The 14477-nt window shown below is 53.0% G+C and carries 15 protein-coding genes; 3 read left to right on the top strand and 12 right to left on the bottom strand.

Annotated elements, in window-relative coordinates; genetic code table 11:
- Positions 1 to 384 precede the first annotated feature (384 nt).
- From P9J64_06080 to P9J64_06070, 3 genes are all read left to right on the top strand, one after another.
- The gene (locus P9J64_06080; protein MDG5467894.1) at positions 385 to 1581 is read left to right on the top strand and encodes a DUF1611 domain-containing protein; all 1197 of its coding nucleotides are present in this window, start codon (positions 385 to 387) and stop codon (positions 1579 to 1581) included.
- Positions 1581 to 2666: an alanine/ornithine racemase family PLP-dependent enzyme gene (locus P9J64_06075; protein ID MDG5467893.1), complete on the top strand. Its 1086-nt coding sequence runs from the start codon at positions 1581 to 1583 to the stop codon at positions 2664 to 2666. Before P9J64_06080 ends, P9J64_06075 begins: the two co-directional genes overlap by 1 nt.
- 132 nt (positions 2667 to 2798) lie before the next feature.
- Complete coding sequence (locus tag P9J64_06070) at positions 2799 to 3068, top strand: hypothetical protein (GenBank protein MDG5467892.1); 270 nt, start codon at positions 2799 to 2801, stop codon at positions 3066 to 3068.
- A 179-nt stretch (positions 3069 to 3247) separates the two neighbouring features.
- Here P9J64_06070 and P9J64_06065 read toward each other — a convergent pair whose 3' ends face one another.
- The 12 genes from P9J64_06065 to P9J64_06010 form a co-directional block, all read right to left on the bottom strand.
- Positions 3248 to 3433 (bottom strand): MerR family transcriptional regulator, encoded by a 186-nt coding sequence (locus P9J64_06065; GenBank protein ID MDG5467891.1) that lies wholly within the window; start codon positions 3431 to 3433, stop codon positions 3248 to 3250.
- 101 nt (positions 3434 to 3534) lie between these two features.
- Complete coding sequence (locus P9J64_06060; GenBank protein ID MDG5467890.1) at positions 3535 to 4185, bottom strand: DUF3047 domain-containing protein; 651 nt, start codon at positions 4183 to 4185, stop codon at positions 3535 to 3537.
- Positions 4178 to 5737, bottom strand: coding sequence for a 4Fe-4S binding protein (locus P9J64_06055; protein MDG5467889.1), 1560 nt, complete (start codon positions 5735 to 5737; stop codon positions 4178 to 4180). The genes P9J64_06060 and P9J64_06055 overlap by 8 nt, the downstream gene beginning before the upstream one ends.
- A complete protein-coding gene (locus P9J64_06050; protein MDG5467888.1) occupies positions 5734 to 6654 on the bottom strand; it encodes a DUF362 domain-containing protein in 921 nt (306 codons plus the stop codon). The genes P9J64_06055 and P9J64_06050 overlap by 4 nt, the downstream gene beginning before the upstream one ends.
- A 135-nt stretch (positions 6655 to 6789) precedes the next feature.
- A complete protein-coding gene (locus tag P9J64_06045; GenBank protein MDG5467887.1) occupies positions 6790 to 7395 on the bottom strand; it encodes a glycine betaine ABC transporter substrate-binding protein in 606 nt (201 codons plus the stop codon).
- Positions 7392 to 8276: a right-handed parallel beta-helix repeat-containing protein gene (locus P9J64_06040; protein ID MDG5467886.1), complete on the bottom strand. Its 885-nt coding sequence runs from the start codon at positions 8274 to 8276 to the stop codon at positions 7392 to 7394. Before P9J64_06040 ends, P9J64_06045 begins: the two co-directional genes overlap by 4 nt.
- Positions 8277 to 8282: 6 nt before the next feature.
- Positions 8283 to 8582 carry a DUF3467 domain-containing protein gene (locus tag P9J64_06035; protein MDG5467885.1) on the bottom strand — a complete coding sequence of 100 codons (300 nt, stop codon included), beginning with the start codon at positions 8580 to 8582 and terminating at the stop codon, positions 8283 to 8285.
- Between the two features lie 203 nt (positions 8583 to 8785).
- The gene (locus tag P9J64_06030) at positions 8786 to 9823 is read right to left on the bottom strand and encodes a carboxypeptidase-like regulatory domain-containing protein (GenBank protein MDG5467884.1); all 1038 of its coding nucleotides are present in this window, start codon (positions 9821 to 9823) and stop codon (positions 8786 to 8788) included.
- Complete coding sequence (locus tag P9J64_06025) at positions 9820 to 11181, bottom strand: right-handed parallel beta-helix repeat-containing protein (GenBank protein MDG5467883.1); 1362 nt, start codon at positions 11179 to 11181, stop codon at positions 9820 to 9822. Before P9J64_06025 ends, P9J64_06030 begins: the two co-directional genes overlap by 4 nt.
- Positions 11156 to 12199, bottom strand: coding sequence for a carboxypeptidase-like regulatory domain-containing protein (locus tag P9J64_06020; GenBank protein ID MDG5467882.1), 1044 nt, complete (start codon positions 12197 to 12199; stop codon positions 11156 to 11158). Before P9J64_06020 ends, P9J64_06025 begins: the two co-directional genes overlap by 26 nt.
- Positions 12196 to 13386, bottom strand: a complete 1191-nt coding sequence (locus P9J64_06015; GenBank protein MDG5467881.1) for a NosD domain-containing protein — start codon at positions 13384 to 13386, stop codon at positions 12196 to 12198. Before P9J64_06015 ends, P9J64_06020 begins: the two co-directional genes overlap by 4 nt.
- Positions 13383 to 14468: a hypothetical protein gene (locus tag P9J64_06010; protein MDG5467880.1), complete on the bottom strand. Its 1086-nt coding sequence runs from the start codon at positions 14466 to 14468 to the stop codon at positions 13383 to 13385. Before P9J64_06010 ends, P9J64_06015 begins: the two co-directional genes overlap by 4 nt.
- Positions 14469 to 14477: the final 9 nt, after the last annotated feature.

Below are 14477 nucleotides of genomic sequence, written 5' to 3'. Positions count from 1 at the left end.
AATGTGCTGGCCTTTTCAAAAATCTGGTAACCGGGCGGACAATCAATAAACTGGCTGCTAGGCGACTAATTATGAAGCGACTCACCGCATGATATACCATCCAGAGAATTACGGTCTTTTTCTTTTATCACGGCAAGGCATGAAACGGGCTTCAAGCGACGTGCCATGTGACAAGCCTCACGTCTAAGTCACTTAAACTACTGATTTATCAATTCTTTCCCAACAATATGTGCCGTAATGTGTTAGACTTGCAACTCAAGCCGCCCAGTGGGAATTTATTTCCACAGCATCCAACCTTAGTTGGGACCACTCGTTGACAATCGGCCAATACTGGCCGGCACGATCTCGTCGCCTCCTCTGAGACTGATTCTCAAAGGAGTCACTATGTTAGTCGTCCCGCCCGTTGTGTCCGTGAACACGCATGAATCCACCCTTAAATTTGTTGCAAAACCCTCTGCAGTAAGGTCTTCGTCCCTCCGGGCCACAGATAAAAAAACCCGTGCCGCCACCGCAATTATCTATTGTGAAGCCAATTTTGGTGAGATTGACGGCAAAACCGCCAATGGTCTGATCAGACGCTCGGAAAAGTATAAAATTCTATCGGTTATCGACAGTGAAAAATCTGGCCTTGATACCGGTATGATTCTCGATAACAAGCCGAACGCAATTCCCATCTGTCGCGATCTCGCTGACGCTTTATCACAGGCGGGTTCAGTCCCTGATTTCTTCATCTTCGGTATGGCACCATCGAGCGGCATGCTGTCAAAGCACGAGCGTGGCCTGGTGCTTGAGGCGATGAGCCATGGGATGAATATCGTCAACGGCCTACATGAATTCTTAAACGATGACCCGGTGTTTGCCGCAGCATGTATTGCAAGCAAAGTCAGGATTCTGGACGTTCGCAAACCCCGCGACAAAAAAGATTTACATCTGTTCAGCGGCCGGATCGCCGAAGTCACCTGTCCGGTAATCGCCGTGCTTGGAACCGACTGCGCCATTGGCAAACGCACCACCGCCAACATCATAACCAGTACCCTCAATGAGGCGGGTATCAAAGCAGTGATGATCGGTACCGGTCAAACCGGCTTGATCCAGGGCGCAAGCTACGGTGTCGCGCTCGACGCCGTGCCCTCGCAATTCTGCGCTGGCGAGCTGGAAGCGACCGTCGTTGAAGCCTTCGAGAATGAGAGTCCCGATGTCATCATTGTCGAAGGCCAAGGCGCACTGAGCCATCCCGCTTTCTCTTCCACATCATTTATCCTGCGCGGCAGCTGCCCCAACGGCGTCGTCTTACAGCATGCGCCAGGGCGCAGTATGCGCTGCGACTTTAAAAACATGGCGATGCCAACACCGGCGAGTGAAATCAATCTGATCGAAACCTTCGCAGACACTAAAATCATCGGTCTGACCATCAATCATGAACAGATGAACGATATAGAGGTGGGTGCTGCCATTAGCAAGTATGAACAAGAGCTCGGAATCCCGGTCACAGATGCACTAACCAGGTCTCCTAAGCGGCTCTTGGAAATGGTGCTAGCGGCCTTCCCGGAGCTTAAGGAAACGTCGGCTGTCAGCGCATGATGTTCGCACCGCGGCTGGAAATAGACCTCCGCAAAATCCACCATAACGCCCGCACCCTGGTTGAACGACTGGACAAGCGTGGCATCTCGGTCACCGGCATAACCAAGGCGACCCTCGGCTCTGCTGAGATTGCCGCGACATTGCTTGAAGCCGGGGTCAAAAGGCTGGGCGACTCGCGCATCGAAAACATTGAAGCGATGCGGTCTGCACTGGGAGCGGCAGAGATGACCCTGATCCGTTCACCAATGCTGAGTCAGGCGAAACGGGTCGTCATGTCTGCCGATGTCAGTTGCAACACTGAGATCGAGGTCATCAAAAAGCTCTCACTGGAAGCGAAAAAGGCAGGTCGTACCCATGGGGTGATTCTCATGGTTGAGCTGGGTGACCTCCGTGAGGGCATCATGCCGGAAGACGTGACGGACACCGTCCGAGAAACACTTAGCTTGCCGAATATCGTTTTCAAAGGGATCGGTACCAACCTCGCATGCCGTAGTGGAGTATCACCAGACAGTAGGAATATGACCATGCTGTCCGATCTTGCAGACTCTATCGAAGCAACCTTAGGCCTGAACATAGATATTGTATCGGGAGGAAACTCTGCAAACCTGGAGTGGGCATTAAGTGGCGCAGAGATTGGTCGGATTAACGACCTTCGCCTGGGTGAGGCCATCCTGCTTGGCTGCGAAACCCTCCATCGGCAACCGATCGACGGACTGTATACCGATTCTATCACGCTATGTGCCGAAGTAATCGAAGCTAAGGTTAAACCATCAAAGCCATCGGGTACGATCGCACAAACCGCATTCGGGGAGGCTCCACCCGTCACAGATCGGGGCCTGGTCACGCAAGCCATCCTTGCTGTCGGACAGCAGGATATTGATCCGTCCGGCCTGCAGGCACCAACCGGAATCAATGTCTTGGGCGCCAGTAGTGACCACCTCATTCTGGAGTCTGACGAACTCAAGCTATCGGTCGGTACAGAAGTGACATTTCAATTGAACTACAGCGCGCTGGTTCGCGCCATGACCTCCCCCTTTATCGGCAAGGTTATGAAGCCAGCAACGACAGTTCATCCCTCCTTTTGAGATTACCTGCTTGGACATACCCAAAGAATTAAACACACAACCTATTGATTATTCTGGTTTTTTTGCGTTGTTTTTGACGATTTTTATGGTATAGAATTATATATACGGTTTTTTTAACGGGAGGAGGAAACTATGTCACAGGTGATATGTCCAAAATGTGGGGAGAATACCTTAGACCGACTGTCCAACTGTCCTGTCTGCAATGAACCCCTGGTTGAAGGCCAGAAAAGAAACGAAATCCGAACCAAGCGGGTTTACTATTTGGGGTTTGTTTTCGTGGCCGGATTGGTCGCAGCAACCTTAAGCAGCATTATGGGCTTTCCCAAGTTGACAATGGTGTTTGCGGCAATCGGAGTGCTCGGCCTTGTCGCTTTAATTCTCAAGATGAACGCGACCAACTGATCCAGCCTGGCGCCAATAGGTTAGCGCACCAACAAACGTCGTAAATGCCTTTAAACACTATTTGAGAAAAGCAACCAAAGATCAAATCCCGGTGATTAGAATAGGAAAAGAGCCCTTGAGTAAAGACGATTCGTCTTGCCCAAGGGCTCTTTGATCTTATCTCTCAGGACACGGCAAAATCAGGAGCGCTGGACCATGGACTCCACTTCAAGGCGCACATCATCGATATTTACGCGGACGACCTTCTCGCCTTCCCGTTCTGACCGCACCAGCCCTTCCTTAACCCACTCCTGCAATTGACCAATCTGAATACCAAACTTGTCTGCAGCAGACTCAGGCGTGTACCAGGTTTTAACCAATGACATGAAAGCCTCCCTTAGACCAGAATTTTGACAGCAATAACTGATGACCACACTTAAAGTATAACTGAAAAAAAAGAAATTTCTGGGACGATGAGCAGGAAGGTTTATTTACGGAGGACTTTTATATCACCATACCAGGCCTCAGCTGCTTCCCCGGTGTTATCCGTATCAGTCATGATGGCGATCGCACCGACCTTCGTTGGCTCCTCAACAAAAGCCTTACGATAATCATCAAGGAGATTGCGATGGACGGTGACCCACTCTCCGGCTTTGGCAGAACCGCTTTCAACGGCGATCATCATAGCATTACTGGTATAAACACTCAGCTGACTTGAATTTTTCGGTAATTGATTGGCCCAGATATAATTCAGGGTTTTTGTCTTCAGGAAAAACCAGTGAGGAAAGACAACATAAATACGAGCCGCGTAATCATCTCCGGCCTTGCTACGACTATCACCCTTGCTGATCGTATCGCTGACTTTCCAGCGCCAGCTCAAAATCGGAAACTCCTGTGGGTCAAAACTTGTTTCAAAGACCAAGCCTGAGGCCGCCTTCTCACTTTTGGCGTACAGAACCTTCTCACCGCCCTCCTCGACAATTCGGTACTCCGTCGTCCCTTTAAAGCTCTTTTCAGACCAACCGGACAGCCCTGAGCTGGAAAAACTGCCAAGCTCAATGACATCTGTCGCCATCGAAACGGCGGGGAAAAAAAGTAACAGGAGGATGATTTTCAACAGGAAAGGCATATCAGCCATAGGGCCCAGCAAGAAGCTCAGAGCGCTTGCGACGGCTCTCACCCTCGTTAATAATACGAACCGCGCTAGCGCCTTCTACCGGACATTTTGTTTCGCAGATCCCGCAACCGATACAAAGTTTATCGATAACCCTGGGGAACTTGAGGCGGCGTATTTCACCATCGACCAACAGCTCTTTCTCCTCCATGACGATCGCTTTTTCCCCGGTCGGGCAATGCTCCTCACAAACCAGGCATTCAACGCCCTTGGCGAAAGGCAGGCAGCGGTCTTTTTTGATAACGGCCAGGCCGATCACGTTTTTCTTCTTTTCTGGCAGCTTTAAGGGTGCGATCGCACCGGTTGGGCAGACCTGTCCGCAAAGCGTGCAGTTGTATTCACAGTAACCGATGCGAGGCACCACCAGGGGCGTCCACAAACCAACTGGACCAGCTTGAAGCAGCGCAGGCTGCAGAGTGCGCCCTATACAGACTTTCATACATTCGGCACAGCGTACGCAGCGTTGCAGAAATTCATCCTCGGCAACGGCTCCCGGTGGGCGGATCAGGTAAGGGTTCTGCTCATGAGTGACCGGACCGATGCGCACGGCCGGTGCCATCATGACGCCGCTGGCCATAGCGGTGAGGACACCCCGACGCTGCAGATCAACGCCGACGTAATGATCGGAACCGGTCCTTAAGCCAAAGTGTACCCGCTCTTCCGGGCAGAAGCCGGTGCAATCCATGCAGAGCAAACACTCGCTACGCATATGTCCCGAGCTACGCACGGCCCCTGAACGACAGAGGCTGTCGCAGGACTTGCAATCAGCACAAAGTTTCTGCGGGGTCCGTTGTAAAATAGCGTAGCGGGAACAAAGACCAAGCAGGCCTCCAAGCGGGCAAAGGTTCTTGCACCAGAAACGATGCTCGACCTTCTCTAACAACAGGATGGTCAGGAAAATTATCAGGGTAAAGAGGCCGAGGGCAAAAATCGGCTGATGAAAAGCCATCAGGTTATCACGGAAGAAAGGATAAGAGTTTTTAACGGTGGCCGAGAGCAGCGGCACATTGTGCTCGTAGAAAAAATCAAAGACCCTGTTCAGCCCGTAATTGTATGCAGGATAAACAGCGAGGGTCAGCGAACGCAGAAAGATGGCGAGAGGATCGAAGAGTCCCAGCAGCTGCACTCCAAAAAGAGTCGCGGTCCCCAGACCGATCAGCAGGTAGTATTTAACCCGTCGCCAGCCGGGTGAAAAGGTTCGGCGACCACGGCCGATGACCTTGCCGAGACCATCAAGGGTGCTGCCGAGCGGGCAAATCCAGCCACAGAAAAACCGGCCGAACAAAACTGTTCCCAGAAGGATCAGAAGGGCGGGCCAGAGAATCTGCCAGCCGAAGGGCCCGGGTGCGAGAAAGTCAGCTAAAGCGGCGAGAGGGTCAATGCGAAACAGCAGGCTGACCGGATAGGGCAGTTGATCTATGCCACGATATTCCGTCTGCAGGAAAAGCCATAGAAAAACCGCCAGGCAGAAGCTCTGACTGATTTTGCGGGCGTATGTCCAGGAGGAGTTTTTCAAACCATGCGAACCTGTTTGAGATCCATGACACCCAAACCTCTTTGTGCCGCAGCCACAACTGTCGACACATCTTCCGGTTTTAATCCGAACAAGGTGGTGGCAAAAGCGTCGGCGGCGACCATGTCGGGCGAAGCGATCAAGGTCTCGGTATTGCGGACATCCTCGGTCCGCCCGCCCTGCGGGCCGTTGGCAACCAGGATCCGGGTCGCATCAATCACCGTAAGATCGGTATGGATAACAGAGGCGATATCGGCAAGAGATTCGGCGATCTGATGATGCAAGCGGCCCCGGTTGCCGCCGATCACCCCCATCAGGTTCTTCATACCGAGAGTCAGCTTCGAAATCGAATGATGCTTGGCGATCGGTACGTTGATCAGGCGGTCGGCCTCGATCACCGGCATATAGAACTCCCAGCGGTCAAAAGCCTTGCCCCCCTTGATCGCCAATTCCTTGTAAGCGCGCCGATCCATGTATTCGAGGCTGACACGATCCGACTTAAGGCCTTCAACAGCTGAGCGAATGCCACTCTGGGTATAGCAACGACGCTCGTCATTACAGGTTCGGTCAAAGATGCGGACCTGTTTCGCTCCGGCATCAAGACAGAGTTCCACCAGCGTCTTCACAACTTCGGGATGAGTGTTGGCGGCCAGTTCCACCGTGCGATCCCAACCGATGTTGGGCTTGATCACAACCACCTCACCCGGCGTGACAAACTGTTCAATGCCCCCTAACGCGCCGATCGTCTCTTTAACCAGCTGCTTAATATTCTTCCCTTTACGCACGGCAAGAGGAGGAGAATCGGCAGCAATGGCAGGCAACGCCAGCAGATCAAGAGCAGGAAGACAACCCACGGCGGAGGACGCCACGGCGGTTCGAATACTCTGACGGATAAAAGTTCTGCGATCAATTCCAGTCATCGTTTTCACTTTCTGAAACAAACCCACAATCACTTTGCCACAGAGGCACGGAGGCACAGAGGAAATCGTAAAAGCATCCTTAGCGGTTAATCTTTTCTCTGCGTCTCCGTGCCTCTGTGGCTGATTGTTTTTTGGTTAGATGAATCGTTTCTCTTTCAGAAACTTGCGTGCCACATCACGGGAGTTCCCGGCAGCGCTCGCCGTTTCCAGCTCTTTCATGGTCGGGTCATCGATCGAGCCGCCCAGTTTATTGATCAAGCGAGCCAAGGCCGGGAATTTCTTCAGGGTGTCTTTACGCACGACAGGAGCCGCAACGGCCACAGTCCCTTCCGGCGCATAACGCTCGTCAGAGAAACCGAAAGGCTTCAGCCAGACCAGGTTCAGATCCTGATTGTAACGTTCCTTGACCGCCTTATAGAGCTCATCAGAATCAGCGATCGGTTGTTCTTTGAGGATGATCACCTGCCCCACCCCCGTGTACTCGACATACATGTCCATTTCAGCCCGGATCATGGCATCGTGTGCCTCTGCGTGCCCTGCAACCGAGACCACCTTGACGGTCGTGCCGGTCCGCTCGCCGATCAGCACCGAGAGCATCTCCGCCAGAACCCGCTGCTGCGGGTTATCCAGGGCCCCCACCACCAGGGTTTTTCCGACACAAGCCTGTGCAGAAGAGACGGTGAGACCCGTGATGAGCAGGACAAATAACAGTGCGTTAAAAAGGATACGGATCGTGCTCATGGTGTAGCTCCTTCGTGTTTTAGCCAGTCACTCAATTTGACCGCTTTGGTCAAAACTTGCGGGGCACTTACCACCCCCAGACTGTCATCAAATTGCCGATCAAAAAATGTTTTCTGTATCGCTACGGGATCTGATATCCCCCACCAGTTGTTCGGTAAAGTCACATCGCCCGGCTGCTGCCAACCCAGTTTGACATTATATTGGCTGTTATTGGTTATATTATTCTGTTCAATGAGAGCCTTGTCCTCTGATCGGGTCACAACAAAAAGACCGATCTCGTTATCGCGGATATCATTGTGGTGCAACCTGGCCTCACTGCCACGTTCTTCGTAACGCAGACCGTGGCGATTTCCGTAGATGCGATTTCCTGCAGCGTACAGGCTGACAGTTGAAAACCTCAACCCATCAATGTTGTAACGGAAGATCGAGTTGGTCACCCGAGCCCGGCAGAAGTGTACCTGCAAACCGCTGTAGGCGTATTCGGAAATCACATAATCAAGTTCAGCCTCACGGGCAAAATCAAGATAGAGGTATTTCCAGTCAGACGCCTTGGGCTGCTCGGCAGCGCTGGTAAATACAATCGGAGCGTCTTCTGTCCCGCGCGCAATCAAGGCCCCTTCAACCAGCAACTCAGCATCGCCGATGCCGTCACCATCTTTATCTCTCGCCTCAAAAAGAACCCGTGTCCCTGGTTCGATAGTCAGGTGACCGGTCTTTTTGACTGTCACGATGCCATCGATATGGACCTGACCACTCCAGATCACCTTGCCTTCGATGACACTATCTCCCAGTTTAAGGGCAGGTGCCCCCAAAGTGCAACTGCTGAGCAGACACAAGACCGCGACAACAAGCGCCAGACGTATGCGGAGTAAGGAGATCATGATAGCCTAATGATAATGTCCCACATCATCAGCAGGTTGCTGGGCCGGTGCAATCTCGCCAAAGTTCTGTTCGTAGCGGTTAATATTCTCCTGCAACGCAGCGACAAAACGCTTGGCGTGCTGAGGAGAAAGGATCACCCGGGAACGAACCTTTGCACGAGGAGTCTGTGGCTGAACAAAGATCAGGTCGACCACAAATTCCGAATCGTTGTGATTGACCACCGCCAGGTTGACATAAGTCCCCTGAGCCGTCTCTTCGTCAAGTTGGATCTCCAGTTTAACTTCTTGCGGCTTCTTTTCTTCCATAACGACAATGACCTTTCTTTATAGCTCAAAGCAAAACCCTTACTTACAGGGAGAGACAAGATGAACAGGATAATACGTCAAACAAAGGAAATTAAGCTTTTGCCTTACCTTTGCTTTCTTTGCTTTCTTTGCGCCTTTGCGCCTTTGCGCCTTTGCGCCTTTGCGTTAAAAGCCCAGCCCATTTCTTAACACGAGACCCAAGTCTAAAAAATCGCAACCGGTTCGACGACAATGCGAAGCTCGTCAAGGTTTTGGCCCTTCTCGAGGGTCAGACCATGATCAGCACTCTCTTCATACATGCCGAAGAGTTCTCCCGGTGCAGGAGAGTCACCGTAAGCTTCTCGTGCTCCAACATAGTAAGTGCCCGGCTCCGGCAGGTTGACGACAAAACCGCCGTCAACAGCCGTTGGTGTCGAAATAGCCGCAGGTCTTTGATGACCGATAACCCGGTCAACATAAGCGAATACGTGTACGCCGGCAACGCCCTGCCCCGAAGTATCCACGACGGTCCCCCGTAAAACCGGGCCCGTCGCTCGGCCGAAGGTTTCACTTTCGCTGGCGTCTTTGAGCTTGGCAACACTGTGCAGCTTGAGCTGTTGCACCTGTCCTGACTTTGCAGTTAAAGGGTTGCCAGGGAATAGACCAAATGAGTCTCCTTCCTGCACCGGCCCGACCCGCTGGCCGTTTTGACGATGCCGTACAACAAGATAATAATCGCTCTCCGGCAAGCCATCAAAACGGAAATAGCCGTCCGGCCCCGTTGGCATAGAGAGGCGGTAGCCCTGGCCCTTAAGATCTTCAGCTACATCCAGGTAGAGGTAAACGTAAGCCCCTTCCAGCGGCGTGCCTTCATGCAGAACCTGGCCTTCTATGGCCGCGCTATAGTCATCATCATAAGCATCAACATCTGAGGTTGTGACCGGAACAGACTGCAGGCCAACCCAGGTCGAGCCTTCCGTCAGGTTAACCGGGTTTCGGCCACAAAAAGCGAACCGGCTACGATCATCATTCCAACCAAAGAGGGCGTAAGTACCGGCCGGCAATTCCATTTGATAAAGGCCTTCACTGTCGCTGGCCGCCGAGCGGGCGATCGGCTCGGTTGTGAAATCGAGTGAAGCATGGGCTGTCACCACGACCCCGGCGAGCGGCTCATCACCACTCACGACACGACCTTCAATCATTGCCGCTGTAAGCAGAGATGGCATTGCCATCAGGAGAATCAGAAAGACCAACCGCCTCATTTCGACTCCACAGGTCCGACATCTTTCACCGGCTCATTCAGCCAGGGAGAAAAGTGCACGCGATCAAGTTTATAGACCCCTGGACCGTAGTTTTCGTAAGTAACCTCAGGCTCGTCGTGTCGATCGTAAAACAGCGGGCTATTACCCTCCCCGACCTTGGTCAACTGCGCCGTATCATCCCCCCACCAGTTGCCGCTGACATCAACGAAGTCACTGAAGGTTTCCGGGGCATTGGCGAGCAACGGGTTCTGGCTTCTACGCGAGGCCGATTCTTTTTGCATGATTTTTTTTGAGCCGGAACGGCGCTCCCAGTCGGCACTCTGATAAATGCCGAGTTTAACGCCAAGAACATTACCCAGAAAATTGTTCTCTTTAACGTCCGGATAAGCTGAAAAATCACAGTAGAGCGCCAAAGCATTCTGTTCAAAACTGTTCAAACGAACTTTGGGATTGGATTTGCGATAATTATAAAGAGCCATTTCGTTACCGCGAAACAGGTTGTTCTCAACCACAGGAGATCCGTACTGATCGTTGTGTACGGCAGTCTTGTTGTCGATGAAGCGATTATTTTTGATCACTGGGTAGGAAAAGGAGAAATTCAACACCCCGTACTGGTTGCGCTCGAAGAGGTTCTCTTCGATCAACGGACTGCTTTTGGTTTGGCTGCAGTAGACCCCCACTTCATTCTCAATGAAGGTGTTCTGACTGATACGATCCGGGTAGTCCTGCAGCAAGGTGACTGCCTGCTTGTTTTTCTCGAACCTGTTTTCGGCAATCTCGCCCTTACTGTTGTGAGAAGCCAGGATCGCTGAGCGCGATTGATTGATAAAGCTGTTGCCACGAATCTTTGCACCAGACTTCATTTCATTGGCGATGCCAACCTGGTTGTCCTTAAAGGTTGAATTGATAATAACCGGGCTGGATTCGCGCAGCAGCCTAACGCCAAATTCGCCATCTTTAAAGGTGCAGTTTGCTACCTTGAAGTCCGTCGCAAAGCTGCTAAGCGCTGCCTGGGCGGAGTAAAATTCTGTCCAGACCAGGGAGCTGCCTTGAGGCGCCTCCATAAACTCGATCCCCAGCCAACCCTTCGGGCCCTTGAAAACAACGGGAGACGTTGCGCTGCCCTGGCTTTTGATCAGCCCGCGTACGCTGATTTTCACCTGGGAATTCGCTACTGACACCTGGGTGCCAGGAGCAATCGTTAAAGTCGCACCGGGGCTCACAATGACCGGTTCCTGCAGATCGACCTGCCCGGACCATTTTACTTTCCCTGTCAGCTCCATGCCAAAGCAGGTGCTGACCAGGATCAAGCTGGCAAATGCGACAATCCAACTAGTCAGAAGTCTTCGGTGCCACATGGATCACTACCTCCTCTTGCTTTGTCGAAACAGTAACCGGCATAGGATCGCCACCTGGCGCCTGTAACTTGCCATAAAGTTCATTACCACCCGCCGGTCCACCAAAGGCTTGCCGCGCCAGCAGGTAGTAGGGCCCACTGTCGGGAAGAGAAATCTCGAAATGCCCGTCCGCACCGGTCGGCGCAGAGAAAAAATCGGGGTTTCCAGTCATCGCTGCTTGTCGGTAAGCAAAAACGTACAGTCCTGCCTGAGCGACCCCCGAAGCGTCAACGACCTGACCGCTGACACCTTGCAGGTCAACAACATCTTCCTCAAGCATCGAGAGGCGGGTCACCGTCTCGATCTTGATCTCCTGGACCTGACCGGCTTCGATGCGAACCGGGTTACCATGGTAATAGTTGAAATAGTCGCCAATCTCTATCGGCCCGAACTGGCCACCCTGGATTCTCTTGCGAGCAAGGAGATAATACTCACCGGGGGGAAGATTGAGTCGGAAGTCACCACGAGCCACCGGCTGGATAAAGTACCCCGGCCCCTTGAAGTTTTTAGAGGGGTCTTTGTAGACATAGAGATAAGCCTTTTCCAACGGCTCACCCTGGTAGCTGAGCTGCCCATAGATACCGGACCGTGCAGCATCTTTCACCGGCTGCGCATCTGGAACGCGGATCAGGTTGAAGCCGACATTGCGATACCCCTCGGCCGGGATCTGAATCGGGCTGCCGCTGTAGTAGCAAAAGAGATCCCCCGGCTTGAGAGCTCCAGAGCTGTTGCTGGCGGTGAGAACGTAGTTGCCAGGTTTCAATTCAAGTTGATAGAGACCATCAAGATCAGTCGGCGCTGAAACAGCGACCACGTCACCTTTGCCAATGTCCGCAATCTGACGGTAGGCCCGGACTGTTATCTCCGGGATCAGCTCACCGCGCCAGGCGACGCGACCGCGCACACCACTTTCGGCGAACGCGGTCACACTGACCAGGCAGATCAAAACACAGGCAAAAAGAGGACGGTACCACTTCATCGTTGTATCTCCGTTGCAGGGACTTTGCGCCATGGAGAATGGGCAACCTTATCCAAGGGGTACTCTTCACCTTCATCGATAAAAGTCGTCTGATCCCTGCCATCATGGATAAAAGAGGGGTTTCCGTCCGAGCCTATGCTTGTCAACTCCAGCGTACCCTCACTCCCCCACCAGTTATTGCCAGCGTTCACCATACCATCGAGGCGCTTGGCACGCCTATCCTCTTCGCTCACACTGCGCATGCCCTGCCCGGCAAAAGCACTGCGGGCTGAGGTCTCTCCGGCCCTGGCGTCAGCGCCACGTTTTGCTTCCCATGAAGAAGACTGAAATTCCAGTTTAAGGGCCATCCCGTTGTTCAGAAAATCGTTGCTCTCGATCTCCGGATACGAGGAATAAGCAACCAACAGGCCAACGCCATTTTCCTCGATACGGTTGCCCGTCACCAAAGGATCTGAGCGGCGATAGATATATAAGCCGGTCTGGTTACCAAGCAGCAGGTTACCACGCAGGACCGGACGTGCGGCACGATCAACCTGAACCGCGATCTGGTTCTTTTCAAACCGGTTGTCGAACACTTCCGGGTCAGTCCCATGGTAGGCGATCATCAAGCCGGTATCATTATTAACAAACATATTGCCCTGAAACATTTGCGGACGGGCGTGATAGAGATAAGCACCGTAACGCAAGTTACCTTCAAAGCGACAATCAACGACCGACGTTGTGCTGTCATCCTTGATGAAGAGACCGACCTTGAGATTCTCGGTAAAGCGACAGTTAATAACCTTTCCGGCTGCCTTGCCGCGCACTTCGATACCTACTTTGTTCGCAGAAAGCGTCAGTCCCTCCAGGAGTGGCGTACCCCCCTGGACAAAGATGCCTGTTGCCGCCCCCTTGATCACGCAGTCTGATATTCGTGTGGAGTTATCAACCCCCTTGAGACGCAACCCTTCCCAATTCTCACCTGAGAACTCCGCACCTTCAGCCACCAAACGACCGGAGACTTCCAGACTGGTGCCCCTAAAATACAGCTGAGAACCGGGAGTAACCGTCAAGGTCGCTCCGGGCAGGACTTGAACATCTTCGCCAAAGGAGTGCTGACCGTCCCAGACCGTATCCTGGGCCACAACCAGAGCGGCTGCCGGGGTTGAGAATAAGAAGGTTAGAGCTATCAGGAGGAAGAATTTCACCAGAACTCCTTGACGATAATCATACCGAGATCGTCGTTCGCACCACGCGTGACGGTGACGCTGTGATCAGCCTGGCCATCGAAGGTGCCGACCCACTCCCCCGGTTCCAGGGGCCCGCCAAAAGCGCTACGTGCTCCGATGTAGTAGGTCCCGCCATCACTGAGGAAGAGGGAAAAATTCCCGTCAGCGCCAGTCGGAACCGACATATGCACCGGCTTGCCAACCATGCGGCTGTCAAGATAGGCGAAGACATAGACATCGCTGACCGGCAAATCATCCGCATCGACAACCTGCCCGCGCAGCAAGGTTTCTGTTTTGGTGAAGACGCCGTCTGCCTGACGTTGCGCATGGACCTCCGCGTCCACCTTGGACAGGGCAAAGTCGTTTAAAGCCAGGATCTCCCCGCTGCGAATTTCCACCGGGTTGCCAGGATAAGTTGCATTCAGATCACCGGGAGCCAGGGCCCCTGAGCGGCTGCCGTCCGCACGCTTGCGAGCAACCAGGGAGTAGCGTCCAACGGGCAGGTTGATGGTGAAGCGTCCCTCTTTGTCGGCCTGCACCGCCTCGCCGTATGAGGGACCTGTCAGCCCGGCATCGGTTTCGGTATAGATGTAAATAAAGGCCCTTGAGACCGGTTCATCCTGATATGTAATCAGACCGGAGACCCCGGTCTTCTCATCGGCGACAGGCAAACCTTCCCGGCCCATTTCACGCAAATTAAAGTTTGCAACCGATGCTATCCCATCAGCAACCTGATGCGGGTTGGCCGGCGACTCGGCCATCAGCATACGGGTTCGACCATCGTCTGTCGTCTCGCGCTTCTTGCCGATCACGAAGTAAGACCCTTCGGGCAAAGAAACCTGGTAGCGGCCTTCGGCGTCAGTCGTCGTAACCGCAAAGGGTTGCACGGAGCGATCCTTGTCGGCCTTGAGATAGATCTCGAGCTGAGCCGTCGCCAGAGGTTGATCCTGGAAAAGGAGTTGTCCGCTCAGACCACTCTCGTTTTCCGGCGTGCAGGCTGACAGCAAGCACCCCAGAAGCAACAGGAGCAGACAGGTATATTTTAAAAAGACATTGTTCATCTTGTAAAG

This window comes from Deltaproteobacteria bacterium IMCC39524, assembly GCA_029667085.1.
Taxonomy (GTDB): domain Bacteria; phylum Desulfobacterota; class Desulfuromonadia; order Desulfuromonadales; family BM103; genus M0040.
The sequence above is the reverse complement of the archived record's forward strand: the minus strand, read 5'-3'. Positions and strand labels throughout refer to the sequence as shown.

Excerpts from the sequence above, each read along its gene's own strand:
- P9J64_06020 (MDG5467882.1), bottom strand. The coding sequence starts at position 12,199 with ATGAAGTGGTACCGTCCTCTTTTTGCCTGTGTTTTGATCTGCCTGGTC.
- P9J64_06010 (MDG5467880.1), bottom strand. The coding sequence starts at position 14,468 with ATGAACAATGTCTTTTTAAAATATACCTGTCTGCTCCTGTTGCTTCTG.
- P9J64_06025 (MDG5467883.1), bottom strand. The coding sequence starts at position 11,181 with ATGTGGCACCGAAGACTTCTGACTAGTTGGATTGTCGCATTTGCCAGC.
- P9J64_06065 (MDG5467891.1), bottom strand. The coding sequence starts at position 3,433 with ATGTCATTGGTTAAAACCTGGTACACGCCTGAGTCTGCTGCAGACAAG.
- P9J64_06070 (MDG5467892.1), top strand. The coding sequence starts at position 2,799 with ATGTCACAGGTGATATGTCCAAAATGTGGGGAGAATACCTTAGACCGA.
- P9J64_06035 (MDG5467885.1), bottom strand. The coding sequence starts at position 8,582 with ATGGAAGAAAAGAAGCCGCAAGAAGTTAAACTGGAGATCCAACTTGAC.
- P9J64_06045 (MDG5467887.1), bottom strand. The coding sequence starts at position 7,395 with ATGAGCACGATCCGTATCCTTTTTAACGCACTGTTATTTGTCCTGCTC.
- P9J64_06050 (MDG5467888.1), bottom strand. The coding sequence starts at position 6,654 with ATGACTGGAATTGATCGCAGAACTTTTATCCGTCAGAGTATTCGAACC.
- P9J64_06030 (MDG5467884.1), bottom strand. The coding sequence starts at position 9,823 with ATGAGGCGGTTGGTCTTTCTGATTCTCCTGATGGCAATGCCATCTCTG.
- P9J64_06040 (MDG5467886.1), bottom strand. The coding sequence starts at position 8,276 with ATGATCTCCTTACTCCGCATACGTCTGGCGCTTGTTGTCGCGGTCTTG.
- P9J64_06075 (MDG5467893.1), top strand. The coding sequence starts at position 1,581 with ATGTTCGCACCGCGGCTGGAAATAGACCTCCGCAAAATCCACCATAAC.
- P9J64_06060 (MDG5467890.1), bottom strand. The coding sequence starts at position 4,185 with ATGGCTGATATGCCTTTCCTGTTGAAAATCATCCTCCTGTTACTTTTT.
- P9J64_06080 (MDG5467894.1), top strand. The coding sequence starts at position 385 with ATGTTAGTCGTCCCGCCCGTTGTGTCCGTGAACACGCATGAATCCACC.